Origin of the sequence: Actinosynnema sp. NPDC023794, assembly GCF_040639675.1 — a bacterium.
In the GTDB taxonomy this organism is placed as follows: domain Bacteria; phylum Actinomycetota; class Actinomycetes; order Mycobacteriales; family Pseudonocardiaceae; genus Actinosynnema; species Actinosynnema luteola.
Window position 1 is genome coordinate 260234 of sequence record NZ_JBFAFR010000007.1, and the last position, 26163, is coordinate 286396.

Here is a 26163-nt window from a genome sequence, read left to right on the forward strand (position 1 = left end):
GGAAGGGGTTGGACCACTGGGCGCAGACCGCTCGAATGGGGGACCACCGATGGTCCATGCGGACGACGACGGCGGCAGAGGGCTGCTCATGCCACTGGTCGACGTGCTGGCGCGCGTCCCGAGCCTGGCCGATCGCGCCGGCCGCGTCCTGGTCATCCGCATGATGTCCGCAGAATTGCGGGAACCCCTGATGGTCACGGAGCACCAGACCGCGATCGGGCACCTGTTCAACCTCGCCGAGATCTGCCAGCAGAGTCCGGAACGCCTATCGGCACTTGTTCGTATCGTAAGCCGCTTCGAGCACGACTCGCACGCGATGGTTGAATTGCGCCGCGTCGTCGCCGAACTGACGCCGTTGGACCTCTTCCCGACCCACGAACGAGCAAGGCTGTTCACATTGCTGGCTGGCGTCGTCGTGCCCGACATCGCGGACATCTACCGCGTCGTGGCCGGTCCGACCGCACCGCCGCTGTACGGGCCGACCACCTACGCCGAGGTGTTCCGGGTGCTCGAGACGCTGAACGCGGGCGCGGACGGCGTGCCGCGCCCGCTGGTGTTCGTCGAGCACCTCGCGGCGCGCGTGCGCACCGAGCTGGCGATCGAGCTGCACCGGTGGAACGAGGCGCAGGCGGTGTCGATGAACCTGCTCGCGGAGCTGACCGCCGTCCGCGACGGGCTGCGGCCGGAGACGGCGCAGCCGCTGACCCCGCCACCCGGCTCCCCCGCCTACCTCGTGCTGCAGCTGCGCCGCGAAGGGCCGAGCGGCGGGATGTTCCGGCTGTCGCACTGGCGGCAGCTCGGCCGGCCCGCGCCGTGGTCGCCGCTGCACGGCGCGGACTCGGTCGGCACGCTGGACGAGGTCAAGAAGCAGGTCGCCGCGCTGATCGAGAGGGTCGAGGACGACTGGGCGCAGTACAGCCCGGACATCCGCATCGAGTTCGTGCTCGACTACGAGAACCTCAACCTCGACGTCGACCAGTGGCCGTGGGAGAACAGCGAGGACGACGACGTGGTCGTGCCGATGGGCTGCCGGTACCCCGTGGTGATCCGCAGCCTCGAGCGGATGGCCACGCGGAAGTACCACCGGGAGTGGCGGCAGCGGTGGGCCGAGCTGACCGGTCAGCTGGGTCGGGCCGCCGGTCTCGCGCACACCTCGACGTGCCGCGCGTTGAGCGGCACGGAACAGGGCCTGCGGGAGCTGGTGACGCGGTTCAACACCGAGCGCGGGCTGGTGTCGCTGGTGCTGAGCGCGCCGCCGTCGCCGGAGACCGCCGGGCGTGACGAGGTCGCGGTCGGGGTCAAGGCGGGCGTTCCGCTGGTGGTGTGGCACCGGCACGACTGCGGCACACCGGAGTTCGGCGACGTGGTCGAGTCCGTGCTGCACGGCCAGGACGAGCTGCACGTGCTCGAACGGGTCCGCCTGGCGCGGAACACGGCGTTCAAGGAGCGGCACCACGTCGGCGGGGCGCTCACGATCCTCTACGACGACCCGGAGCGGATCGTCGTGCCCAGCCAACCGGGTCCGCCCCGGGAAGGGGTTGCGGTCGGATGAACGACGGCCAAGTCCACGTCGGCGCCGTCTACCACGGCACGGGGGACGTCGCGGCGACACCGCTCGCGGACCTGCCGCCGCCACCGCCGTGGCGGACGTTCACCGGTCACGGCGCCACGTCCCGCCCGACCGACGACGGCGGCGAGGGCGACCGCCGGGTGGGCGGCGTGCGCTCGGTGCGGCGGACACCGCACCCGAACGAGGTCGCGATGGTGAACGCGGCGATCCGGCTGCGCCGTCCGCTGCTGGTCACCGGCGCGCCGGGCACCGGCAAGTCGTCGTTGGCCTACCTGGTGGCGCGTGAGCTGGGCCTGGGTCCGGTGCTGCGCTGGCCGATCACCAGCCGCGCCACGCTCAAGGACGGCCTGTACCTGTACGACGCGATCGCGCGGGTCCAGGCGGTGGGCGCGAACGACCCGGACTCCGGCATCGGCGACTACGTCCACCTCGGTCCGCTGGGCACCGCCCTGCTGCCCTACGACCTGCCGCGCGTGCTGCTGATCGACGAGCTGGACAAGGGCGACATCGACCTGCCCAACGACCTGCTCAACGTCTTCGAGGAAGGCGAGTACGAGATCCCGGAGCTGGTCCGGTACGCCAAGCACCAGGCCGAGGTCGAGGTGCTGACCCAGGACCGGGGGCACACCGCGACCGTGCGCCAGGGCGTCGTGCGCTGCCGCGAGTTCCCGATCGTGATCATCACCAGCAACGGCGAGCGCGAGTTCCCGCCCGCGTTCCTGCGCCGCTGCCTGCGGCTGCACGTGCGGCAGCCGGGCAAGGAGCAGCTGGGCGAGATGGTCGCGGTGCACTTCGGCGACGCCCACGGCGTGGACGTGGCCCGGCTCATCGCGGACTTCCTGGCGCACCGCTCCGACGTCGGCACGGTGTCGGCCGACCAGCTGCTCAACGCCGTGCACCTGGCGACGTCCGGGTCCTACCAGCCGGACGAGGAGTGGACCGAGCTGCTCAAGGCGATCTGGCACCCGTTGTCCGCGGAGGCCGGATGACCGGACCGCGGGCCGAGCCGCCGGCCGGTGAGGTGCTGCTGCAGCACCTCGACGCGACCGACAGCCGGGTGGAGGTGCTGCGCACGGCGGACCTGACCTTGCGCGAGGTCCGGGATTCGCTGTGGCTCGCCGGCGCGCTGCGCCCACCCGCGGCCGAGCCGACCGCGGAACCGACCCCCGACGCCGACCGCCCGCGGGACGACGAACCGCCGCTGCCTCCCCCGCCGCCGGACGAGCCGCCGCGGGACGAGCCGCCGCGGGACGTCTCGCCGCCGGAGCACGATCCGGGTTCGGAGCTCGACCCCGCCGGCATCGAGCGGTGGACGCAGACGGCGACGACGCTGGCCCGGGTCGACCCGGTGCTCGCGGTGGGCGGCGCGGTGAGCGCGGTGTCGGCGTGGCCGACCGTGCCGGCCTTGCCGGAGCGGCGCGGGATCAGCCGGGCGTTGCGGCCGTTGGCGCGCCGGCAGCCGTCGCCCTGGTCGAAGGTGCTCGACGAGGAGGCGACCGCGGTGCGCGCCGCCCGGGACCGGCTGTGGCTGCCGGAGTGGCGGGCCGCGCCGTGGCGGCGGTTCGAGGTGGCGCTGGTGGTCGACACGACCGTGGCGGCCGAGCTGTGGCGGCAGACCGTGCGCGAGTTCCGGGTGCTGCTGGAGCGCCAAGGCGCGTTCCGGGACGTGCGGACCTACGAGCTGGACAGCTCCCGCACGGCGGCGCGGGACGTGACGCTGCGGTCCGAGGGCGGCGCGCGGCACGAGTGGCGCTACCTGGTCGAGCCGGCGGGCAACCGCATCGTGCTGGTGCTGACCGACACCATCGGCCGCGCCTGGCACAGCGGGGCGATCGGGCACGTGCTGCACGCGTGGGGCCGTTCGATGCCGGTCGCGGTGGTGCAGACCCTGGCGCAGCGGCTGTGGTCGTGGGGCGGCCTGCCGACCAGGCGGATGCGGCTGTCCGCGCCCGCGCCCGGCGTGCCGAACCGCAGGCTGCGCGTCGAGGGCGAGCCCGAGGGCGGCGGCACGGCGGTGCCCGTGCTCGGACTGTCGGCCGAGTGGATGGCCGGCTGGGCCAGGCTGCTCACCGCGCCGGGCTCGGAGTGGGTGGAGACGACCGGCGCGGTGGTCGCGCCGCAGACCGCGCCGCCGGCGGAGCCCGCCGACGAGGAGCCGCTGAGCGCGGTCGAACGGGTGCTGAGGTTCCGCACCTACGCGTCGGTCGACGGGTTCCAGCTCGCGGGGCTGCTGGCCGCCACGCCGTTGAGCCCGCGGTTGATGGGCCTGGTGCAGCGCGTGCTGCTGCCCGGCTCGGACCTCTCGGCGTTGGCCGAGGTGATGCTCGGCGGCCTGATGACGCGGCTGCCCGGCGCCAACGGCGCGAACGACGCGGTCGCCTACGACTTCGACGCCGGTGTCCGGGAGGAGCTGCTGGCCACGTCGCGGCGCTCGGACACCGCCCGGGTCGCCCGCGTGCTCGACGACTACGCCGGCGCCGACAACGAGGCGTTGCGCAACTTCAGGCTGGCGCTCGACGAGCCGGACCGCACCGCGGAACCGGAGCCGTCACCGGAGAACGTGCCCTACCTGAAGGTCCAGGAAGCGGTGTTCCGCGCCCTTTCCGGACCTTACGCTCGAAGGTCGCAACGCATTCGACGCGTGCTCGGCCTCGGCGACCGGACCCGCGTCGACCCTGGCGGGGTCCCGGACGGCACAACCGACCAGGAGATCAACTCTGTGACGAACACCGACACCCGACCACCGGCGCCAGTGGTCGGGTCGCTGCCGCGCGAAGGAGAAGACGTGAACGCTCCCGGTAGCCCCCTGTTCACCGGCGAGCGGCTGCCCGGTTCCACACAGCCGCAGGTGTGGGGTCACGTGCCGTTGCGCAACCCGGACTTCGTCGGCCGCGACGACCTCCTGGAGCAGCTGCGCCTGCGCCTGAGCGAGGCGGGACCCACCGCCGTGCTGCCCGAGGCGCTGCACGGCATGGGCGGTGTCGGCAAGTCGCAGACCGTGGTCGAGTACATCCACCGGCACGCCCCCGAGTACGAGGTCGTGTGGTGGATCTCGGCGGAGCAGCCGGCGCAGATCAAGTCGAGCTTCGTCGAGCTGGCCAAGAAGATCGGCGTCGCCGCCTCGGGTTCGGCCGACACCGCGGTGCCCGCCGTGCTGGAGGCGCTGCGCCTCGGCGAGCCGTTCCGCCGGTGGATCCTGGTGTTCGACAACGCCGACCGGCCGCAGGACGTGCGCCAGTACTTCCCCGCGGGCAACGGCCACATCGTCGTCACGTCCCGCAACTCCGAGTGGGGCGGCTTCGCCCGGCCGGTCGCGGTCGACCTGTTCACCCGCGCCGAGAGCATCGAGCTGCTGCACCGCCGCGCGGGCGACCTCGACGACGCCGAGGCCGACGCGCTGGCCGAGGCCCTCGGCGACCTGCCGCTGGCCGTGGAGCAGGCAGCCGCGTGGCGCGCGCAGACGGGCATGCAGGTCTCGGAGTACCTCCAGCTGCTCGAGCAGAACCGCACCGAGCTGCTGGAAGCGGGCACGTCCAGCGAGGACCAGCTCCCGGTCGCGGCGGCGTGGAACGTCCCGCTCAACCGCCTGAAGAACGACCACCGCGCGGCCCTTCAGCTGTTGCAGGTGTGCGCGTTCTTCGGCCCGGAGCCCATCTCCCAGAAGCTGTTCCGCGGCGTGCGCGACATGCCCGTGCCGGACGCGTTGCGCGAGGCGCTCGGCGACCCGATCAAGCTCAGCCGGGCGATCCGCGAGATCAGCCGCTACAGCCTGGCCAAGATCGACCACCGCAACAACGCCCTGCAGCTGCACCGCCTCGTCCAGACCGTGCTGAAGAACCGGTTGGACAACGACGAGCAGGCGCGCATGCGGCACGCGGTGCACGTGCTGCTGGTCAACGGCGACCCCGGCGACCCGGACGCCTCGACCAACTGGCCGCGCTACGCCGAACTGCTGCCGCACGCGTTGGTGTCGAAGGTGGTCGACTGCCAGGACCGGTGGGTGCGGGTGCTGGTGATGAACCTGGTCAGGTACCTGCTCAACGCCGGTGACTTCGGCGGCGCGCGCGACCTGGCCGGCCAGGCGTCGGAGTCGTGGCGGGCGTCGTTGGGCGAGAAGGAGTTCGACACGCTGGAGATCACCCGCCGGTACGGCATCTCGTTGCGCAGGCTGGGCCGGATCGAAGAAGCCCGCGTGCTGAACCAGCGGACCTACGGGCTGTTCCGGGAAGTGGTCGGCGACGACCACGAGGGCATGCTGAACATGCTCGACACCCTCGCCCTCGACGAGCGCGCGCAAGGCGTGTTCGGCAAGGAGCTGATGACCAGGCAACGGGTGTACGACCGCGCCGTCGAGATCCTGGGCGAGGACGACCCGCAGACCCTGGGCTACGCCAACAACCTGGCCAGCTCGTTCCGGTTGACGGGCGACTACGGCCGGGCGCTGGAGATCGACCAGGACGTGCTCCGCAGGCGCAACGCGGTCCTGGGCACCGACCACCCGCTCACCTTCTCCTCCTACAACAGCGTGTGCATGGACCTGCGGGAGCTGGGTCGCTACGCGGAGGCCGCGCGGCAGCAGGACGAGTCGCTGGCGCTGCAACGGGAGTTGTTCGGCGAGGACCACCCGCAGGTGATCGGCGCGTCGCGGAACCTGGCGGTCGCGCTGCGCAAGGCGGGCGAGCACGTGCGCGCCCGCGAGGTGATCGAGGACGTCATCAAGCGCTACCGCAGGCGGCACGGTGACGAGCACATCGACACCACCACGGCGCGGATGAACCTGGCGCTGGACCTGCGCCACCTGGGCGAGCTGGACCGGTCGTTGGAGCTGGGGCGGCGCAGTCACGAGACGTTCCAGCGGATCGTGGGCCGCAACCACCCGTACACCCTCGTGACCGGGATCGGCTTGGCGGTGACGCACCGGGCGCTGGACCAGGTCGACGCCGCGCTCGCGCTGGACCGGGAGCTGCGCGCGACGTTGACCGAGGTCTTCGACGCCGACCACCCGTTCACCCTGGTCGCGACCACGAACCTGGCCAGCGACCTGGCCGCCGCGGGCAATCACGCGGAGGCCAGGGCGCTGGACGAGGACACCCTCGACCGGTCCACCAGGGTGCTCGGGCCGGAGCACCCGTCGACCCTGGCCGTCGCGTTGAACCTGGCCATCGACCTGGGCGAGCTCGGCGACGAGAACGCGGCGGCGGTGCTGCACTCGCGCACGGTGACCGCTTACCGCAAGGTCCTCGGTGACGAGCACCCCGGCACCATCTCGGCCACCCAGTACGTCCGCGCGAACTGCGACACCGACACCATGCAGTTCTGACCTCTTGAGCCGGTGGAGCCGGCGGACCGGTCGAACCAGGTCACCAGCTCCACCGGCGAGCAGCACCGCCGGCCGGACGAGCGGGCGCCCATGACGGGGCGTTCCGCGATTTCGGCCTGGCACCGAACGGGCGGGCGCCGTCTTCCGACGCCCGGTATGTTCCCCCACCCCCGCGACAAGCCGCCGTGCGAGGAGGACGCGAGTGGACGTTCCAGCGATCTGGGGTCACGTGCCGTTGCGCCACCTGAACTTCGTCGGCCGGCACGACCTGCTCGAACAGCTGCGGCTGTGCCTGGGCGACGCCGGACCGACCGCCGTGCTGCACGGCATGGGCGGCGTGGGCAAGTCGCAGACCGTGGTCGAGTACGTCCACCGGCACGCCTCCGAGTACGAGGTCGTGTGGTGGATCCCGGCGGAGCAGCCGGCGCAGATCAAGTCGAGCTTCGTCGAGCTGGCCGAGAAGATCGGCGTCCCCACCCCGGGTTCGGCCGAGGCCGCGGTCCCCGCCGTGCTGGACGCGCTGCGGCGCGGCGCACCCCACCGGCGCTGGATCCTGGTGTTCGACAACGCCGACCGCCCGCAGGACGTGCGCCAGTACTTCCCCGCCGGCAACGGCCACATCGTCGTCACGTCGCGCAACTCCGAATGGGGCGGCTACGCCCGACCCGTCGCGGTCGACCTGTTCACCCGCGCCGAGAGCATCGAGCTGCTCCGCGGTCGCGCTGCCGCCCTCGACGCGGCGGAGGCCGACTCCCTCGCCGAGGCGCTCGGTGACCTGCCGCTGGCCGTCGAGCAGGCCGGCGCGTTGATCGCGCAGACCGGCATGCGGGTACCGCGTTACCTGCACCTGCTCGGCGAGAACCGCACCGAGCTGCTCGACGCGGGCACCTCCAGCGAGCACCAGCTCCCGGTGGCCACGGCGTTGAACGTCGCTCTCAACCGCCTGCGGCAGGACCACCCGGCGGCGCTGCGTCTGCTCGAACTGTGCGCGTTCTTCGGTCCCGGGCCGATCTCCCTCCAGCTGTTCGACAACGGGTGCGCCCCACCGGTCGGGGAACCGCTGGCCGGGGTGCTGAACGACCCGATCAAGCTCAGCCTGGCGATCGGCGAGATCAGCCGCTACAGCCTCGCCAAGATCGACTACCCCACCCACACCCTGCAGTTGCAGCGGCTCGTCCAGACCGTCCTGAAGAACCGGCTCGGCCCCGAGGAGAAGGATCGGATGCGGCACGCGGCGGTCGTGCTGACGGGCAGCGCCGGCGAGGTCGACAGCGACCTGGCGGTCACACCCGGCCGGCAGCCTCGGCCAGGCGCCAAGGCGGTCAGGCTCGGCGTCCTCGTCGACGTGGAGGGCTACACGCGGCGGCCGTCGGACCTGCGGAGGCTGGCGCAGCGCCGGGTGACCGACCTGGCCGATGCCGTGGTCGACCACCTCGGCGTGGGTGGGGCGGCTGTCGACGGGCAAGGCACCGGCGATGGGAAAATGATCTTCTTACCGGCGGGGGTGGACGTGTCGCTGGTCTTGTTGCCGCTGCTCAGGGCCGTCCGCGAGCAGCTCGTCGCGGACGGCCGGCGGTACACCGATCGGCTCAGGATCCGGATGGCCGTGACCGCGGGGCCCATCGCGCCGTCCGAACTGGGATTCGACGGGCAGCCGGCCAGTGAGCTCGGCAGGTTGATCGACAGCGAGGTGCTGCGTGCGGCGATGGCGGAGCACGAGGACGTCGACCTGGTCGTGCTCGTGTCCGATCGGCTCTTCTCGATCGTCGATCCCTTCGACGAGGAGTTCACCCGGGTCTCGGTGCACGGGAAGGACTACCATGAGGACGCGTGGATCTGGGTAGGTCGGCCACCCGCGTAGTCGAACCAGGTCACCAGCTCCACCGGCGACGGCGCGGCGCCGGTCCGCACGGCCACGCCGCGGTGCACCGCCCGCACCAGCTCGGGCTCCCGCCGCATCACGTCCGAGTCGAGCGCGAGGCCCAGGCCCGCCCACGCGGCGACGGCGTGCGGCGTGGCGAGCAGCCTCGCGGCATAGCCCTCGGCGGCTGCCTCGCGCGCGCCGCGCAGGTAGGCGAAGTCCGGCCCGTCCCGGTGCGGCACCCGGTCGAACTCGCGCGGGTTGAGCACGCGCAGCTTGAGCAGCGCCGTGAGCAGCGACTCGCCCGAGCCGGCGGCCGGCACGACCGAGCCGGGACCGCCGCGGCCGGGTGGTCGGCCGTCGAGCCAGGCCGCGACCGCGTCCCCGACCGCACCGGGGTCCGGGCGGACGTGCCGCAGCCGCCAGGTGGTCGCGTGCTCGGCGGTGATCTCCTCGACGGTCGCGGCGACCTCGGGTGAGGAGTCCACCGGCCCGCACGCCGCGAGCCGCACGGCCACCGCCGCGACGAAATCGCGCCCCAGGTCGGTCAGCTCGACCGCACCGCGCAGGCCGTCGACGGCGCGCTCGACCTGCCGGGCCCGGTAGGCGAGGGTGAACTCGGCGCGCCGGGCCGGCGCCGCGGGCGCCAGGCCGCGCTGGGCGTGCCAGAACTCCACCACGCTGACGAACGCGTAGATGCCGTGCAGCAGCCCGTCGAGTGGCCGCGGGTCGTCCCGCCAGGGCGCGTAGTGCCCTGGCGTGCCGTCGGAGGTGTGCAGGTCGACCAGGTCGAGCAGCGCGTTGACCTTGGAGTGCTGCAACTCGTGCACGAGCGCTTCGCCGAACTCGGTCGCGGACCGCTTGGGCGACATGGCGATCGCGCCGAACGCCGCCGACGAGGACGCCGCGAACACGTCCCGCCGCGCGTCCAGCGGCACGACGGTCGACAACCCGGCGGACAGCTCCGCCGCCGCGTCGGGGTGCCGTGCCGTCAGCAGGTCCCACGCCTCGTCCAGGTACTTCAGCCACTCGTCGCGCTCGGTGTCGCCGAGCGGGTCCGGTGGCACGGGCCCGCCGAACTCGCGGTACGGGCCGAGGTCGTCCACCACCACCTCGACGGTGTGGCCGCGGGCCGAGCTGCGGTGCCGTCGCACGGGTTGCCACCGCACCGGTCCCGGCACCTCCACCACCGTGCCGGACGCCGAGTTGACCACCCGTGCCTGGCCGACCGGGAAGCGCCCGCCCAAGCGGTACGCGCCGACCGTCGGCAGCGTCACGGCCCCGTGCACCACCGGCACGGTGACCGCGCACGGCTGTCCACTCCGGACGGCCGCGGCGACGGCGACGGCGTGGAACCAGCCGACTTCCGACGACAGCGGCGTCGCGTCGGCCGCCGTGCCCAGCACCTGGCGCAGGGCGCGGCTCAGCCAGACGCCGACCGAGTGGTGCATCAGCACGTCCTCCACCACGTCCGGCGCGACCCGTTCCACTTCGGACAGCAGGGTCCACGACCCGTCGAGGTCCGCGAACGGGCCGAGCCGGTTCGCGATCGGCGAAGCGGCCTGGAGAAAAGCGCGCAAGCGCAGTTTGCGGACGCTGTACTGAGTTCTCCGCAAAATTGCCATTCCAGCCGCGGAGACCGGTCCCGAGCAGATCTCGTCGAACACGAATCGGGGCAAGCGGTGTGTGCTCAGCCCGACCGGGTTCACGCGTCCCGCCGTCCCGTCTGCTCCTGCACCGAATCGCCGAAGTCGCCCAACCGGAACCGGTCGAGCGTGCGGCGAACGGCCCGGTCGAGCAGGGTGTCGTGCAGCGTTCTCATCTCGGACAACGACGTCGAAGTGAGATCCAACAAGTCCGAGGACAGTTCTTCTGGTGTTCCCACGGTCATACCGGCCGCCTCCCCGATACCGCCCGATTCCATCATGCACGAACATGCACATGTCCGGGAGTGGCCGAACGGATAATCCGTCCGACGGCCATCGGGTCTACGACGAACGGCCCCGGTGCGATCGGGTCGGACCACTGCCGCGTCGAGGAGGTGCGAGCCTGGAAGGAGGTGCGGTGGGACGCACGCCGGTACGGTCGCGGATCGTGGACAGGGTGCGGGTCGGGTCGGAGGCGGAGTTGAGCGGCGCCGGGTTGCCGGTCGGGCGGCCGGTGCTGGTGCTGGTCGGCGGCGCCGACGGGATGGACCGGGACGGGGTGGCGGCGTTGGGGGTGGTGCTGCGCGAGATGGTGCCGCTGCTCGACGCGTGCGGCGCGGTGGTGGTGGACGGCGGCACGGACGTCGGCGTGATGCGGGCCGTCGGTCGGGCGCGGGCGGCGGCGGGCGGGCGGTTCCCGTTGATCGGGGTGGCCGCCGAGGTGGCGGTGGACCTGGCCGCGTTCGAGCCGAACCACACCCACCTGGTGCTGGTGCCCGGTGACGCGTGGGGTGACGAGTCGCCGTGGCTGGCCGAGGTGGCGGACGTGGTCGCCGGACCGGAGCCGTCGCTGACCGTGCTCGTCAACGGCGGACCGATCACGTTCGACGACGCCGAGCACAGCCTGGGCCGCAACCGCCCGCTGGTCGTGCTGCGCGGCAGCGGTCGGACCGCGGACGCCATCGCCGAGGGCGCGGACGAGCGGTCCACCGCGATCGCCACCTCGCCGTTGACCACCGTGCTCGGCCTGGACGAGCTGCGCGCGCACGTGGAACGGGTCTTCCGACCGGGAGGGGAGCGATGACGGCGAAGGGGTTGGGCGACGACGACCTGCCGGGCCTGTTCGAGGCGGCGGACAGCGCGTCGCTGGACGGGCAGCACCGCTACGTCCGCGCGGTCCGGCTGCGGCTGCTGCTCGCCGTGGCCGCCGCCGCGACGGGCGCGGTGCCGTTCGTCCTCGGGCGGGTCGACGTGGCCGCGATCGGCACCGCGATCGCGTTGGCCGCGGTGTCGGTCACCGAGCTGAACCTGAAGTCCGCCCGCCCCGAGGACCGCTGGTACGACGGCCGGGCGCTGGCCGAGTCGGCGAAGAGCCTGGCGTGGAAGTTCAGCGTCGGCGGTCTGCCGTTCGACAAGGCGGGCGGTGAGCCGGAGACCGAGCGCCGGTTCATCCAGCAGATGCACGAACTGCTGGAGGACGCGCCGGCGACGAGCATCCGGCCGTCGCAGCGACCCGTGGTCACCGAGGGGATGAGGACGCTGCGGGCGGCGCCGTTCGCCGAGCGCAAGGCCGCCTACCTGGGGGCGCGGGTCGCCGACCAGCAGCGCTGGTACACCGCCAAGGCGGCGCGCAACGAGCGGCTGGCCGGGTGGTGGCGGGCCGGGTTGCTGTCGATCGAGGTGATCGGCATCTGCGCGGCGTTGGGCAAGGCGGTCGGCGCGGTGCGGTTCGACCTGGCGGGCGTGGTGGCGGCGGTGATCGCGGCGGGCACGGCGTGGATCAGCCTGCGCCAGCTGTCCACGCTGGCCCGCGCGTACACGTTCGCCGCCAACGAGCTCGCGATCGTGCGCAGCCGGTTGGAGCTGGTGGAGGACGAGCCTTCGTGGGCGAGCGAGGTGGCCGACGCGGAGGAGGCGGTGAGCCGGGAGCACACGATGTGGCGCGCTTCCCGGACCCGACCGTCCAGTTGACGGCGTCCGGGCCGGTGCGCCGGCGACGTCGCCACGCCCCGCGCACGAGCCTGCCGGCCCGCGGCGATCCCACCCGGGACCGCCGGAGCCCTTCTCCAGTCGGTGCCGAACCCCTACCGTCCGCTGCCGGCCCGACGGCCCGGCCTCATCTCAGGTGCCGGGCGAAGAACCGGTTCCCGTCGTCACCCTCGAATCGAGGGACGCCGGTGTGCCCGCCCATGTTGGCGTGCAACGTCTTCTCCTCGGAGCCGAAGGCGTCGAACAGGTCCAGGGCCATCTGCCGGTCGTTCCCCTCGTCGTCCCACTGCAGCAGGACCTGCAACGGGATGGAGACCTGCCGGGCCTCCTCGAACACGCTGCGGGGCACGTAACTCCCGGCGAACAGCAGGGCGGCCGAGATGCGCGGCTCGACCACCGCCAGCCGGACGCCGATGGAGATCACCCCTCCCGAGTACCCGACCGGGCCGCCGATCCCGGGCAGGGCGAGGAGTGCGTCCAGCGCGGCCCGCCATTCCGGGACCGCTTGGTCGACCAGCGGGAGGACGAGCCGGTCGACGATCCCGTCGTCGACCGGCCCGCCGGCCTCCAGCGCCTCGCGCAGGTCGGCGCGGGCCTGTTCGACGGCGGCGAAACGGGGCCGGTCACCGCCACCGGGCAGTTCGATGGTGGCCGTGGCGAAGCCCTCCGCCGCGGCGTGCCGGGCCCGGGCCACCAGCCGCGGGTAAGTCCTGGGCAGCCCGCCGGGGTGGCCGAGCAGGATCAGCGGGGCGGGCGTGGACGCGGATCCGGGCGTCCACAGGATGCCGGGGATCCCGCCGAGGGTGAACTCGCGCTCGAGGACGCCGTCGTCGAAGCGCTGTTCGGAGGTGAACCGCATGGGTCGTGCCTTTCGGGAGTGCTCGCGGAACGGCGCTCCCGGACGACCTATCGCCCGACCGCGACCCCGGAGGGGAGCACCCATGTCGACACGTTCACGGGTACCACCTCCTCGATCTCTCGCGCGGTCGCCGGCAACGTAGCAGTGGCGGCCGTTGCCCGCCAACGGGTTTAGCCGGGCACGTCGAGCCGGCCCGGCGGCGGCTGCTTGTCCGGCGGGTTCAGGAGCCGCTCCGCGTGGCTGTAGCCGATCCGCGGGCCCGATGCCGGCCGCGTGGGCCGGTTCGGCGGTTGGTAGTAGTAGCCGAGGCCGTGCGCGGTGACGATCGCGTTGGGGTCGAGGCCTGCGGTGGCGAGCTTCGTGCGCAGGGTGGCCACGACGACGGCCAGGTTGCGCTTCAGGTGGACCGTCACCGCGGATTCGCCCCACACGTGCGCGACGATCGCGTCGATCGGCTGGACGGAGCCTGCCGACCGGACCAGGATCTCGAGCAGTCGGAGCTCGCGGGGGGAGCAGGCCGCTTCGGCGTCGCCGACGCGGACCTCCGGCAGCCTGAAGTCCACGCGGAGGACCCCGTCGTCGTAGACCTTCTCGGCCGGGGCGGCCCGCTGGCGCATGGCCCGGCGCATGCGGGCGACGAGCTCCCCCAAGTCGAAGGGCTTGACGAGGTAGTCGTCAGCGCCGATGTCGAGGCCGAGGGCGATGTCGTCGACCGTGCCCCGCGCCGTCACGACGATCACCGGGATGTCGCTCGCGCCGCGGAGCTTGCGCAGCAGGGTGATGCCGTCCATGTCGGGCAGGCCGAGGTCGAGCAGCACCACGTCGGGACGCTGCGTGATCGCCTCGCGCAGCCCCGTCCTGCCGTCGCGGGCCGCCACGACCTCGTACCCCCGGCGTCGCAGGGAGCCGATCAGCGCGTCGGCCACGCGGTCGTCGTCCTCGATGAGCAGCACCTTCCCCCCACCGGGAGGGCGGGGAGCGGTCCGCGTCGGTTCGGTGCTCGCGTCGGCGACGGGCCTGATCTCCACCGCCGTCGCGGACGCGCCCTGGCCGACCAGGAACGCCAGCGCCAGTTCCCGGCACGCGGGGCAGACCTTGAGCTGCCGCCCGTCCACCGCGAGCGCGAACGCCGCGGCCCGCTCGCACCGGTGCCCGGCGACCTCGACGTCGCACTGCCGCGCCAGCCGTGCCGTGGCGCGTTCGGTCTCGTGCTTCCGGACGCGGTGGGCACGTGAGCGGCACCGGTCCGAGCAGAACTTGCGCGGGCGACCGGTCTCGGTCGAGAAGGGCAGGGGCCCTCCGCAGACCTGGCAGGTCGGTGTCGTCACCGAGGAGTTCCCCCTCCCGATTCGCCGGAACGAAACCACTTTCGTGTCGCCCTCACGATAGTGACGCGAAGGCACGTCTTGGCTTGCGCCGATCGGTGCTGTTCCCTGTAAGGGAGGCGGTCCGGCCGCCTCGCGACGGCCGGACCCGGGTTCACGATCGCTTGTGCCTGCCAGCGTCGACGATCGCGTCACCCACCACGAGGAGCGCCCTCGCCGTGATGGCGAGGGCCGCCTCTCCCTTGAGCGGCGCCACGACGCCCTCCAAGAGCAAGAGGGCCACGCGTACCACCTTCCAGATCCTCGGCGCCCGGTTGCGACGCCACCGCGCGACCCGGCGAAGCGCGGTGCGGACCCGAGTGGTGCGCACCAGCGGTTTCGACCGAGCCGTCCGACTCGAAGGAACGGCCACCTCGACGACCTCCTCTCGACAGCGGACGCGACCATCGCGGGCTGTCGCGACGAGCCCCGCGGCAGCGCAGCTGCGGGAGAAGACCGTCGGAGAGCGGCCACTCCCCCGTCACCGGAGGTGTGGTGGATCAACCGTCGCGCGCCCCGGCCGAAGCGCGCAAGATCGCGAAAACAACATAACGAGCCGGCCGCGGCGCCAGACCCTGTTGTGCGGCATGTCAAACGCAAGGACCGGCACCGGCCGCTCGGGTGCGAGACCGGCCGCGGACGTGGACGCCGCCGTCGCCGCCCTGGCCGTCCGAGCCGCCCGCACGACTGGATGCCGCCCGGACCGACCGGCAGAACGGACCGCCGGGTGTTCGCTGATGCCAACGGCGGTGTCATGCCCGGCGGCATGCCACCCGACGACCTCGGCCGGCGCAATTGGGCTGCGACGTCGTCGCCGGCCGGGCACCATGGCCGCGTGTCGGATCTTCGCTGGGATGAGGTCAGGAGCTTCTTCGATCCCGACCTGATGGGGGCACTTCCTGACGTGGTCGTCCCGGATGCCTCGGCGGAGGACTGGCAGGCTGTGTTCGACCTGGTCGAGGCGCGTGGTTGGCAGTGGGAATTCGTCCAGGGCGACACGGCGCTGCCGCTGCCCCTGGCCGCTGACGCGCTCGCCCGCCCGTCCGGTGCCGAATTGGTTGAGCTGAAGGTCTGGCCGGTTCCGGGGATGCTCGCGATCTTCCGTCTCATGTCGGCCGAGGAGATCGACTTCGACATCGACCTGCGGGAGTTGCAGGGGCAGGATGGCGTCGACACCCTCTGCGGGTTCTTCGGCGAGATCGGGCGGAAACTGGGCAAGCCGGTGCTCATGACGTCGGAGGGTGGAAGCCAGGCCCACCCGGTCCTCGGGTTCGATCCGGTACTTGACCGAGTGCTGTTGCTGGCTGATCCGCTGGTCCGCTGAGTTCCGACAACAGACAGCAACTCGAGGGCTCGGTGGCACCCGCTCGTGACGCCGACCGGGTTGTTCGTGACCCACCCAGTGCTCGCGACACCGGCAATACCACGATCGGATCGCCGACCTGCTCAGCGCCGTCCAGCAGGCCGGTCGGAGCGGCGAACGCCGCGCGCAGCGCAGCGGCGACGTCCGGACACCGACAACTTCAGCCGGACCAGACAGCCGCGTCCGAACCAGGTGCGCTTGATGGTTGTCACGGTGCAATCACAGAGAGTATGGTCTAGACCGGCCGCCGCGTTTGGGTGAACGCTCCACCCAGCGCGCTCGGGTTGGCGTTCGCCACAAGCGTTTCCGCCCATCCGATCAGAGGAGTCCACATGTCACTCCGCCGAAGGATCGCCGCGGTGGCGGCAGGCGTGCTCGCCGCGCCGCTCGTGACGGTCGCCCTGCCCTCGGCGCCCGCCTACGCGCACGGGTACGTCTCGTCACCGGCCAGCCGCCAGGCGCAATGCGCCCGCGGCGTCGTGTCGTGCGGCGACATCAAGTGGGAGCCGCAGAGCGTCGAAGGTCCGAAGGGCCTGCGCAGCTGCAACGGCGGCGTCGCCCGGTTCGCCGAGCTGAACGACAACAGCAAGGGCTGGCAGGTCGCGAACACCGGCCGGACCGTCACGTTCACCTGGACCTTCACCGCACGGCACCGCACCGCGAACTACGAGTACTACGTCAGCGGCAGGCGGGTCGGCTTCGTCGACGGCGGCATGCAGCAACCCCCGGCCACCGTGTCGCACACGGTGAACCTGGGCACGTCCGGCCGTCAGACGGTGCTCGCCATCTGGAACATCGGCGACACCTCCAACGCGTTCTACGCCTGCATCGACGTGAACGCGAGCTAGCACAACCGCGAGAGTCCTACAACCAGCGCGCGAGAGTCCTACGTTCGCGCACCCCGAGTTCAACGCTCAGGCTCCACCGACCCTGCGCTGAGCGTTGAACTCAGGTGCTCTGAACGTAGGACTCTCGCGGCGTGAACGTAGGACTCTCGCGGCGCGTCAGGCGGTGAAGCCGCCGTCGACGTGCAGCTGGGCGCCCGTCACGTAACGGGCCTCGTCTGACGCCAGGAACGCCACCGCCGCCGCGATCTCCGACGGCTCCGCGTAACGCCCCACCGCCGTGAAGCCCCGCACGACGTCGGAAACGGCGCCGTCCGCCGGGTTCATGTCGGTGTCCGTCGCACCGGGGTGCACCAGGTTCACCGTGATCCCCCGCGGCCCCAGCTCCCGCGCCAACGCCTTCGTCATCCCCGCCAACGCCGCCTTCGACGCCGAGTACAGCGAGAACCCGGGGAACACCGCCCGCTCGGCCACGTTGCTGCCGATGCCGATCACCCGCCCGCCGTCGCCGAGGTGCGGCAACGCCGCCTTCACCGCCAGGAACGCCGCCCGCACGTTCACGTCGAACGTCCGGTCGAACTCGGCCACCCCCAGCTCCTCCACCGGCCCGACGATGAACTCGCCCGCGTTGTTCACCAGCACGTCCAACCGCCCCAGCACCGCGACGGTCTCCTCCACCGCCGCGACCACCGCCTCGGCGTCACCGCTGTCCGCCCGCAGGGCCACGACCCGCCGCCCCAGCTCCTTCACCCGGTCGACCACGTCACCCGGGCTCGTCCGGTAGGTGATCGCGACGTCCGCGCCCAACTCCGCCAACCGCACCGCGATCGCCGCGCCGATACCCCTGCTGCCGCCCGTGACCAGGACGACCTTGCCTTCGAAGTTCATGCTGCGATCGTGTCGCGCCACCGCAGTCCGGTCCGGCGGGAATCGGACGCCGCGGTCGAGCCGGAATATCCGTTGCGGGCGTCGAGCGGCCTCGCATAGGTTCGTGGCACACGAGGAAGGAGGTGGTCCGAAGTTGAATAGCTATAGGACTCGTCGTGAGGTGGCTGTCCGCTAGGACCGACCTTTCCCAGGTGGTCTGGGCGAATCCCAGGCAGCCACCCGGCCCCCGTGACCCCGAGCCCAGTCCAGCTCGGCCCGCACCTGGTGCGGGAAGCGGTCAGGGGGCCGCTTCACGTTCACGGGCACGTCAGCCCAAGTGGGCGCGCACGACCCGCAGGTCGGCGAGGAAGCTCCGGTACGCCTCGTCGCGGTCGGGAGCGCGGAGCACCGCCGACGGGTGCACGGTCGCGATCACGTCGTAGTCCTCGACCCGCTCGACCTGGCCGCGGCGTTCGGTGACCTTGAACGCGTTGCCCAGCACGGCCTTGGCCGCCGTCGCGCCGAGGCACACCACCAGCGAGGGCCGGACCTGCGCCAACTCGGCGTGCAACCACGGCAGGCAGGCCACGACCTCGCCTCGCGACGGCGTCTTGTGGATGCGCCGCTTCCCGCGCTCGGCGGGCACGAACTTGAAGTGCTTGACCGCGTTGGTCAGGTAGACGCCCTCACGGGCCAGGTCGGCCTCGTCCAGCAGTCGGCCGGCGGGCCCGACGAACGGCTCGCCCTGCCGGTCCTCCACGTCGCCGGGCTGCTCGCCCACGAGCACCAACCCGGCGTCCCCCGGCCCCGCGCCGAACACGGTCTGCGTGGCCGGCTCGTACAGCTCGCACCCCTGGCACCCGGCCGCGGCACGGCGCAGCGCCGCCAGGTCCGCGCCCTCGGGCACGAACGCGGCGGCGCTGGAGGCGTGACTAGCGGTCGTCACCGCGGAAGGCGTCCTTGACCTTCTCCCCCGCCTGCTTCAGCGACCCCTTGGCCTGCTCGGCGCGGCCCTCGGCCTGCCACTGCTCGTTGTCGGTGGCGTCGCCGACCGCTTCCTTCGCCCGGCCCTTGAGCTCCTCGGCCTTGTTGCTGACCTTGTCGTCGGTCCCCATGACCGTTCCTCTCGTCGGGACTTCTCCGTCCACCGACGGATACCCATCGCCCGAACGGGGAAACTCCGACGACATGACCGCACGCATCCTCGCCATCGCCGTGGACTGTCCATCGGACCAGGTCAGCGCCGTGGAGGAGTTCTGGTGCACGGCTCTGGGCTACCGCGTCGAACGCCGCTGGAAAGACCCGAAAGGGGTCGAGTACACCGAGTTGACGGGCACCGGTCCGATACTCGTGCTACAGCCCGTCACGAAGCCGAAGCGGGCCAAGAACCGGCTGCACCTCGACCTCGCCGCCGACGGCGACCGGGACGCGGACGTGGCACGGCTCACCGGCCTCGGCGCCCGCGTGGTCGACGCCGACCCGACCCTGCCGTGGGTGGTGTGCGCCGACCCGGCGGGCAACGAGTTCTGCGTGCTGCCGGCGAGCTGAACCCCCACCGCGCGCCACGCGGAAAACCCCTGCCAGTTGCACCGCGCCGCCCGTCCTCTACTACGGTGATCGTCTACGCGGTTGAAAAGCCAGCCGCAAGCCACCCGGCGCCCGCGAGGGCACCAGGGTCAGCGAGAGCTGTCGGGCTTGCCGGGTGCTGGCACCCGCGTGTCCGGACGCTCTCGCACCGCTGGCCTGGCTGACCGGTACCGACGTGCGAGAGAGGAGCCCGACCGTGGTCGGGGACAACGGGCGCGACGATTCGCTGACCGCGCGGATCGCCAGCCTCGAGGCCGAGATCCTGGGACTGCGCAAAGCGGTGCAGACGCGCACCGTGATCGGGCAGGCCACCGGCCTGATATCCGCGGTGCAGGGCTGCACGCCCCAGGAGGGGTTCCAGCTGCTCGTGCGGATGTCACAGCACCACAACGTGAAGCTGCACACGATCGCGCTGAAGCTGCTCGACCTCTCCACCGAGCTGGGACCGCGACAGGCGGTGCGCGCCGTCCACGCCTCCGCCGAGGTCGCGCCCGACCCCGAGCCGGGCGACGGCCACGTCGCCGTCGCCGAGTGGCCCGGTGTCGAGGTGGTGAGCGCGGCACGCGGGCTGGTCGCGGCCTACGACGCGGCTCAGCACTCCGGCGACGACCGGCCGGAGGTGCGAAGACGGCTGGCCGACCAGGTCGAGTCGGCCGGTCGGCTGTTGGCGGAGAAGCTCACCGAGGTCGGCTGGCTCGTCCCCGACCAGGGACCGTGACCGACGCCCGGTCGACGATGGCGAAGGAGTCGGCGGGCAGGTGCACCGCCTGCCCGTCCACTTCCACCTCCGCCGACGCGAGCAGCACCTCGCCCGGCTCGACGTCGAGCCGCACCACGGCGTCCTCCCCGAGGTTGCACAGCACCCGCAGCGAACCCCGGTGCAGCACGAGCACCGCACCCTCCTCGCGCACGACGAACCGGTCCAGCCGCGGATCCGCCAGCTCCGGGCGCGACCGGCGCAGCGCGATCAACGCCCGGTAGAGGTCGAACAGCTCCCGGTGGCCGGGCGCGGACACCTCGTCCCAGCGCAGCGTGGACCGCCGCACGGTCTCCGGGTCGATCGGGTCGGGCACCTCCGACTCGCCCCACCCGTGCCGGCCGAACTCGCGCCGCCGCCCCGTCCGCACCGCCTCGGCCAGCCCGGGGTCCGGGAACGACGCGAAGAACTGCCAGGGCGTGCCCGCCGCCCACTCCTCGCCCATGAAGATCATCGGCGTGTAAGGGGAGCAGAGCACGATCGCCGCGCCCACCGCCTGCCGCCGCCACGACACCGCGGCCGACAGCCGGTCGCCGGTGGCGCGGTTGCCGACCTGGTCGTGGTTCTGCAGGTAGGCGAGGAACCTGTAGCCGGGCAGCCGGTCGCGGTCCACCGGACGGCCGTGGCGCCTGCCCCGGAACGACGACCACGTGCCCGCGTGGAGGAACACCTCGCGCAGCGTCTTGCCCAGCCCGCCCTCGAAGTCCGGGTAGTAGCCGAACGTCTCGCCGCTCAACGCCACGTGCAGCGCGTGGTGCAGGTCGTCGTCCCACTGGGCGTGCAGGCCGTAGCCGCCGCCTTCCCGCGCCGTCACCAGCCGGGCGTCGTTCAGGTCCGACTCGGCGATCAACGTCAACGGCCTGCGCACGGCGGCCGACAGCGCGTCCACCTCTACCGCCAGCTGTTCCAGCACGTGCGTCGCGCTGCGGTCCACGAGTGCGTGCACGGCGTCGAGCCGCAACCCGTCCACGTGGAAGTCGCGCAGCCAGCCCACCGCGTTGTCGACCACGTACCGGCGGACCTCGTCGGAGCCCTCGCCGTCGAGGTTCAGGCCCGGTCCCCAGTCGTTGCTGCCCGCGAAGTACGGCCCGAACCGGTCCAGGTACGCGCCGGACGGCCCGAGGTGGTTGTAGACCACGTCCAGCAGCACGGCCAGGCCGCGCGCGTGGCAGGCGTCCACGAACCGCTTGAACCCGTCCGGCCCGCCGTACGGCTCGTGCGCCGCGCCCCACAGCACGCCGTCGTAGCCCCAGCCCGCCGTGCCGTCGAACGAGTTCACGGGCATCACCTCGACGTGCGTGACGCCGAGGTCCACCAGGTGGTCCAGCCGCCGCACCGCGCCGTCGAACGTGCCGGCGGACGTGAACGTGCCGATGTGCAGCTCGTAGACCACCGCGCCGGGCAACGCGCGCCCGGTCCACGCCCGGTCGGTCCACTCGAACGCCGCGTGGTCGTAGACCCGTGACGCCGCGTGGACGCCGTTCGGCTGCCACCGCGACCGCGGGTCGGGCAGCACGTCGTCGGAGTCGCCCAGCAGGAACCCGTAGTCGACCCCCGCGACGTCCGAGTGCCACCACCCGCCGTCACCGGCCGTCATCTCGTGGTCCCGACCGTCGACCCGCACCCGGACGCGCTCGTGCGCCGGCGCCCACACCGCGAAACCCACAGCTCTCCTCAGTCCGATCGTCGGCTCAGTCCCGTTCCCGGGTCCGCCGGCCCGCCGACTCAGCCCGATCCCCGGTTCGACCGGTGGTCGACCAGCAGCGCCACCGGGTAGCGGTCCAGCAGGTCCGCCAGCCTGGTGGCCGCCGGGCGGGAGGTGAGCACGTCGGTCCACTCACCCGGCGGCAGCGGCAGCACCGCGTCGCCCCAGCCGCCCGCGTTCGCCAATCCCACCGGAAGGCGGGTCGCCACCGCGACCAGACCCGTCCGCTCGAACGCGACTACGTGCGGTGCGGTCCGGCCGGACGCCTCCAGCGGCCGGTAGCCGCGGAACAGCTCGGGCCGTTCCCGGCGCAACCGCAGCGCGCGCTGCACGACGAGCAGCTTGGCCGCGCCCGAGTCGTCCACGTCCGGCAGCCAGCCGTCCTCGATCCTGTCCAGCAGCCGCCGCCGCACCTCGTAGTCCACCGGTCGCCGGTTGTCCGGGTCGACCAGCGACAGGTCCCACAGCTCGGTGCCCTGGTACACGTCCGGCACACCGGGCGCGGTGAGCTGCACCAGCTTCTGCCCGAGCGCGTTGGACCAGCCGGGCGCGACGATCCGCTCCACGAACGACGCCACCTCGGCCGCCACGGGGCCGGACAGCACCTGCTCCGGCCACGCCGCCACGGCCGCCTCGAACGCCTCGTCGTGGTCGATCCACGTGGTGCGGACCTTCGACTCCTTGGCCGCCTTGTCCAGGTAGGCGCGCATCCGGTCGGCGGTGATCGGCCACGCGCCGACCAGCGACTGCCACGCCAGCATGGTCAGCGACGGCTCGTCGATCGGGTGCGACGCCGTCCACCGGCGCACCGACTCGGCGAACTCCCCCGGCAGCTCGGCCAGCACCGCGAGCCGGGCCCGCACGTCCTCCGACCGCTTGGTGTCGTGCGTCGACAACGCCGTCATCGCCGCGGGCAGCCCCGCCTCACGGGCCGCCGCACGCGCGTGGAACTCGCTCGGCGGCACCCCGAACCGGTCCGGCGCGCCGCCGACCTCGTTGAGCGCCACGAACCGGGTGCACCGGTAGAACGCGGTGTCCTCGGTGCCCTTCGCGACCACCATGCCGGACGTCTGCTGGATCCGGGTGGCCAGCTCGCCGTGCGGCTCGGCGCGGACCTGCCGGTCCAGGGCCGGGGCCGCGGGCGACGTCGCCGCGCTCACCGCCGCCGTCCACGCGTCGAGCCCTTCGGGCAGGTACGAGCGGTAGACCGGGAAGTTGACCATGACCTCGGCGACCGCGCGTTCGGCCTCCGCGCGGTCCGCGTCACGCACCAGGGCCGCGATCCGCCGCACCTCGGCGCGCAGGATCGTCCGGGTCGCCAGGTCGCGGCACTCGTGCTCGACCGCGGCGAAGTCCGTCGGCACGCCGAACTCCTCGGCCAGCGCCGTGAACGCCGGCTCGCCCGCCGGGTCCACGAACAGCCCGCAGACCTCGCGCAACGCGTCGTAGCCCGTGGTGCCGTCGACCGGCCAGCTCACGGGCAGCCGTTCGTCCGCGCCGAGGATCTTCTCCACCACCAGCCACACGCCGGCGCGTTCCCGGAGCCGCCGCACGTACCCGCCGGGGTCGGCCAGGCCGTCGGGGTGGTCGACCCGCAGGCCGGTCACCTCGCCCGCCGCGACCCACCGGAGCACCTCGCCGTGGGTCGCGTCGAACACCTCGGGATCCTCGACCCGCACCGCGGCCAACGTGGTGATGTCGAAGAACCGCCGGTAGTTCAGCTCGGTGTTGCCGCGCCGCCAGAACACCAGCCGGTAGTGCTCGTGCTCCTCCTCCGACGCCTCGTCGCCGGCGAACGGCAGCAGCAACGGCCCGGAGTCCCAGTCGACGTCGAAGAACTTCGCGTACCGCGACCCCCGGCCATGCCGGAGCACGTCCCACCACCACCGGTTTGCGTCGTCGTGGCCGACCGCCATGTGGTTGGGCACGATGTCGAGCACGAACCCGAGCCCGGCCCGCCTGAGCGCCTTGTGCAGCGCCACCCGCCCCGACTCGCCGCCCAGCTCCTCGCGGGCCCGGGTCGGGTCGACCACGTCGTAGCCGTGCGTGGAGCCGGGCACGGCCTCCAGCACGGGTGAGGCGTACAGCGCGCCGACGCCCAGCGCGTCGAGGTAGTCGACCACGGCCTCGGCGTCGGCGAAGGTGAAGTCGGGGGTGAACTGGACCCGGTAGGTCGACGCGGGCGCCGCACCGACCTCGCCGACCGCGTCGCTTCGCAGGCGTCCCCCCTGGGGGTCCCCTGCTTTCAGGTTACCGGCGGGGTCCGACAATTCCGTCACTCCTGCTCCAGCCGCTGCAGCACCACGAGCGACCGCGCCACCAGCGTGAGCGTGCCGCCTCCCGCCACCACCTCGCCCTGCTCGGGCGGTGTCACCTCACCCGTCGCCGTGTCGATCACGACCGTCCACCTCGCGCCGTAGCCCTCCTCGGGCAGGGTGACCTCGATGTCCTCGTGGTGCGCGTTGAACGCGAGCAGGAACGAGTCGTCCAGCACCCGCATCCCCCTCTGGTCGAGGTCGGGGATGCCTTCACCGTTGAGGAACACCACGACGCAGCGGCCGAAGTCGTCGCCCCAGTGCTGCTCCGTCATCTCTTCACCCGAAGGTGTGAACCAGGCGATGTCGCGGAGTTCGTCGCCCTTGCGGATCGGCTTGCCCTGGAAGAACCGGCGCCGCCGCAGCACGGGGTGCTGCCTGCGGAACGCGGTCAACGCCGAGGTGAACTCCACCAGGTCCCGGTTCTTCTCCGCCAGCGTCCAGTCCACCCAGGACAGCTCGTTGTCCTGGCAGTAGGCGTTGTTGTTGCCCTGCTGCGTCCGCCCCAGCTCGTCGCCGTGCAGCAGCATCGGCACGCCTTGCGAGAGCAGCGTCGTGGCCAGCAGGTTGCGCCGCTGCCTGGCCCTCAGGTCGTTCACCTCGGGGTCGTCGGTCGGCCCCTCGACACCGCAGTTCCAGGACCGGTTGTCGTCCGCGCCGTCACGGCCATCCTCGCCGTTGGCGGCGTTGTGCTTCTCGTTGTACGACACGAGGTCGTTGAGCGTGAACCCGTCGTGCGCGGTTACGAAGTTGACCGACGCGTACGGCCGCCTGCCGTCGTCCTGGTACAGGTCCGACGACCCGGTGATGCGGGACGCGAACTCGCCCAGCGTCGCCGGCTCGCCGCGCCAGAAGTCGCGCACGGTGTCGCGGTACTTGCCGTTCCACTCGGTCCACAGCGGCGGGAAGTTGCCGACCTGGTAGCCGCCCGGCCCGACGTCCCACGGCTCGGCGATCAGCTTGACCTGGCTCACCACCGGGTCCTGCTGCACCAGGTCGAAGAACGTCGACAGCCGGTCGACGTCGTAGAACTCGCGGGCCAGGGTGGCGGCCAGGTCGAACCGGAACCCGTCCACGCGCATCTCGGTCACCCAGTACCGCAGCGAGTCCATGATCAGCTGCAACGTGTGCGGGCTGCGCACGTTCAGCGAGTTCCCGGTGCCGGTGTAGTCGGTGTAGAACTGCGGCTTGTCGTCCACCAGCCGGTAGTACGCCTGGTTGTCGATGCCGCGCATGGACATCGTGGGCCCGAGGTGGTTGCCCTCGGCGGTGTGGTTGTAGACCACGTCGAGGATGACCTCGATGTCCGCCTCGTGCAGGGCGCGCACCATGCCCTTGAACTCCTGCACCTGGTTCGCCGACTCGGGCATCGCGGCGTAACCGGAGTGCGGCGCGAAGAACCCGATCGTGTTGTAGCCCCAGTAGTTGCCGAGGCCTTTCTGCGCCAGCCCGTGATCGGTGATGAAGTGGTGCACCGGCATGAGTTCGAGCGCCGTGACGCCGAGGCCCTTGAGGTGGTCGATCACCGCCGGGTGCGCCAGTCCGGCGTACGTGCCGCGCAACCGCTGCGGCACCTCGGGGTGCTGCATGGTCAAGCCGCGCACGTGCGCCTCGTAGACGACCGACTCGTTGTACGGCGTCTTCGGCGGCCGGTCGTTCGCCCAGTCGAAGAACGGGTTGACCACGACCGACAGCGGCACGTGACCCGCCGAGTCGAGGTCGTTGCGCGCGTCCGGGTCGCCGAACCGGTACCCGAACAGCGCCTCGTGCCAGTCGACGTCACCGGTGATCGCCTTGGCGTACGGGTCGATCAGCAGCTTGTTCGGGTTGCAGCGCAGGCCGCGCGCCGGGTCGTGCGGTCCGTGCACGCGGTAGCCGTACTTCTGGCCGGGACCGACGCCGAGGAGGTAGCCGTGGTGCACGAAGCCGTCCACCTCGGGCAGCCGCACGCGCGTCTCGGCGCCGTCGTCGTCGAACAGGCACAGCTCGACGTGGTCCGCGACCTCCGAGAAGAGGGTGAAGTTGGTGCCGACGCCGTCGTAGGTGGCGCCGAGCGGGTAGGGAGTTCCGGGCCAGGGGCGCACAGGGTTTTCCTCCGGACGAACTGGAACGATC

General features: G+C 72.1%; 21 protein-coding genes. 10 read left to right on the top strand and 11 right to left on the bottom strand.

The window, feature by feature from the left end; translation table 11 throughout:
- The first annotated feature begins 49 nt into the window (after window positions 1-49).
- The 4 genes from AB0H12_RS18590 to fxsT (AB0H12_RS18605) all read left to right on the top strand — a co-directional run bounded on the left by AB0H12_RS18590 (window position 50) and on the right by fxsT (AB0H12_RS18605) (window position 8751).
- A complete protein-coding gene (locus AB0H12_RS18590) occupies window positions 50-1552 on the top strand; it encodes a VMAP-C domain-containing protein (protein WP_499624056.1) in 1503 nt (500 codons plus the stop codon).
- Window positions 1549-2559 carry an AAA family ATPase gene (locus AB0H12_RS18595; RefSeq protein WP_499624057.1) on the top strand — a complete coding sequence of 337 codons (1011 nt, stop codon included), beginning with the start codon at window positions 1549-1551 and terminating at the stop codon, window positions 2557-2559. Before AB0H12_RS18590 ends, AB0H12_RS18595 begins: the two co-directional genes overlap by 4 nt.
- Window positions 2556-6890 carry an FxSxx-COOH system tetratricopeptide repeat protein gene (gene fxsT / locus AB0H12_RS18600; protein WP_499624058.1) on the top strand — a complete coding sequence of 1445 codons (4335 nt, stop codon included), beginning with the start codon at window positions 2556-2558 and terminating at the stop codon, window positions 6888-6890. Before AB0H12_RS18595 ends, fxsT (AB0H12_RS18600) begins: the two co-directional genes overlap by 4 nt.
- 202 nt (window positions 6891-7092) lie before the next feature.
- A complete protein-coding gene (gene fxsT, locus AB0H12_RS18605; protein WP_499624059.1) occupies window positions 7093-8751 on the top strand; it encodes an FxSxx-COOH system tetratricopeptide repeat protein in 1659 nt (552 codons plus the stop codon).
- Here the strand turns inward: fxsT (AB0H12_RS18605) and AB0H12_RS18610 are convergent.
- Window positions 8706-10331 carry an aKG-HExxH-type peptide beta-hydroxylase gene (locus AB0H12_RS18610; RefSeq protein ID WP_499624061.1) on the bottom strand — a complete coding sequence of 542 codons (1626 nt, stop codon included), beginning with the start codon at window positions 10329-10331 and terminating at the stop codon, window positions 8706-8708. The genes fxsT (AB0H12_RS18605) and AB0H12_RS18610 overlap by 46 nt on opposite strands.
- A gap of 125 nt (window positions 10332-10456) precedes the next feature.
- Window positions 10457-10603, bottom strand: coding sequence for a hypothetical protein (locus AB0H12_RS18615; protein ID WP_499624062.1), 147 nt, complete (start codon window positions 10601-10603; stop codon window positions 10457-10459).
- Between the two features lie 242 nt (window positions 10604-10845).
- Between AB0H12_RS18615 and AB0H12_RS18620 the strand changes: the two genes are divergently transcribed.
- Complete coding sequence (locus AB0H12_RS18620) at window positions 10846-11481, top strand: hypothetical protein (RefSeq protein WP_499624063.1); 636 nt, start codon at window positions 10846-10848, stop codon at window positions 11479-11481.
- Window positions 11478-12368: a DUF4231 domain-containing protein gene (locus AB0H12_RS18625; protein ID WP_499624065.1), complete on the top strand. Its 891-nt coding sequence runs from the start codon at window positions 11478-11480 to the stop codon at window positions 12366-12368. The genes AB0H12_RS18620 and AB0H12_RS18625 overlap by 4 nt, the downstream gene beginning before the upstream one ends.
- Before the next feature lie 145 nt (window positions 12369-12513).
- On the opposite strand, the gene AB0H12_RS18630 is transcribed toward AB0H12_RS18625, so the two are convergent.
- The 3 genes from AB0H12_RS18630 to AB0H12_RS18640 form a co-directional block, all read right to left on the bottom strand.
- Window positions 12514-13245, bottom strand: a complete 732-nt coding sequence (locus AB0H12_RS18630) for an alpha/beta hydrolase (RefSeq protein ID WP_499624066.1) — start codon at window positions 13243-13245, stop codon at window positions 12514-12516.
- Window positions 13246-13415: 170 nt separating this feature from the next.
- Window positions 13416-14573, bottom strand: coding sequence for a response regulator (locus AB0H12_RS18635; RefSeq protein WP_499624067.1), 1158 nt, complete (start codon window positions 14571-14573; stop codon window positions 13416-13418).
- Between the two features lie 151 nt (window positions 14574-14724).
- Window positions 14725-14853, bottom strand: a complete 129-nt coding sequence (locus AB0H12_RS18640; protein WP_499624068.1) for a hypothetical protein — start codon at window positions 14851-14853, stop codon at window positions 14725-14727.
- Between the two features lie 483 nt (window positions 14854-15336).
- Here AB0H12_RS18640 and AB0H12_RS18645 point away from each other — a divergent pair, with 483 nt between their 5' ends.
- Together AB0H12_RS18645 and AB0H12_RS18650 are read left to right on the top strand one after the other, a co-directional pair.
- Entirely contained in the window at window positions 15337-15933 is a 597-nt protein-coding gene (locus AB0H12_RS18645) for a hypothetical protein (RefSeq protein ID WP_499624069.1), read from the top strand.
- A gap of 371 nt (window positions 15934-16304) precedes the next feature.
- Window positions 16305-16820, top strand: a complete 516-nt coding sequence (locus tag AB0H12_RS18650; protein WP_499624070.1) for a lytic polysaccharide monooxygenase auxiliary activity family 9 protein — start codon at window positions 16305-16307, stop codon at window positions 16818-16820.
- A gap of 156 nt (window positions 16821-16976) precedes the next feature.
- On the opposite strand, the gene AB0H12_RS18655 is transcribed toward AB0H12_RS18650, so the two are convergent.
- The 3 genes from AB0H12_RS18655 to AB0H12_RS18665 form a co-directional block, all read right to left on the bottom strand.
- A complete protein-coding gene (locus AB0H12_RS18655; protein WP_499624071.1) occupies window positions 16977-17705 on the bottom strand; it encodes an SDR family NAD(P)-dependent oxidoreductase in 729 nt (242 codons plus the stop codon).
- A 307-nt stretch (window positions 17706-18012) separates the two neighbouring features.
- Window positions 18013-18630, bottom strand: a complete 618-nt coding sequence (locus AB0H12_RS18660; RefSeq protein ID WP_499624072.1) for a UdgX family uracil-DNA binding protein — start codon at window positions 18628-18630, stop codon at window positions 18013-18015.
- On the bottom strand, window positions 18617-18799 hold the full coding sequence (locus tag AB0H12_RS18665; RefSeq protein ID WP_499624073.1) for a CsbD family protein: 183 nt from the start codon (window positions 18797-18799) through the stop codon (window positions 18617-18619). Before AB0H12_RS18665 ends, AB0H12_RS18660 begins: the two co-directional genes overlap by 14 nt.
- 73 nt (window positions 18800-18872) lie before the next feature.
- Here AB0H12_RS18665 and AB0H12_RS18670 point away from each other — a divergent pair, with 73 nt between their 5' ends.
- Window positions 18873-19232, top strand: coding sequence for a VOC family protein (locus AB0H12_RS18670; RefSeq protein ID WP_499624074.1), 360 nt, complete (start codon window positions 18873-18875; stop codon window positions 19230-19232).
- 235 nt (window positions 19233-19467) lie between these two features.
- Complete coding sequence (locus AB0H12_RS18675; RefSeq protein ID WP_499624075.1) at window positions 19468-19989, top strand: ANTAR domain-containing protein; 522 nt, start codon at window positions 19468-19470, stop codon at window positions 19987-19989.
- On the opposite strand, the gene treZ is transcribed toward AB0H12_RS18675, so the two are convergent.
- From treZ to glgX, 3 genes are read right to left on the bottom strand one after another with little or no spacing between them, the layout of a single operon-like run.
- A complete protein-coding gene (gene treZ / locus AB0H12_RS18680) occupies window positions 19949-21694 on the bottom strand; it encodes a malto-oligosyltrehalose trehalohydrolase (protein WP_499624076.1) in 1746 nt (581 codons plus the stop codon). The two genes, AB0H12_RS18675 and treZ, sit on opposite strands and share 41 nt — an antisense overlap.
- Before the next feature lie 59 nt (window positions 21695-21753).
- Window positions 21754-23952 carry a malto-oligosyltrehalose synthase gene (gene treY, locus AB0H12_RS18685; protein WP_499624121.1) on the bottom strand — a complete coding sequence of 733 codons (2199 nt, stop codon included), beginning with the start codon at window positions 23950-23952 and terminating at the stop codon, window positions 21754-21756.
- 56 nt (window positions 23953-24008) lie between these two features.
- Window positions 24009-26132: a glycogen debranching protein GlgX gene (gene glgX / locus AB0H12_RS18690; RefSeq protein ID WP_499624077.1), complete on the bottom strand. Its 2124-nt coding sequence runs from the start codon at window positions 26130-26132 to the stop codon at window positions 24009-24011.
- Window positions 26133-26163 lie beyond the last annotated feature (31 nt).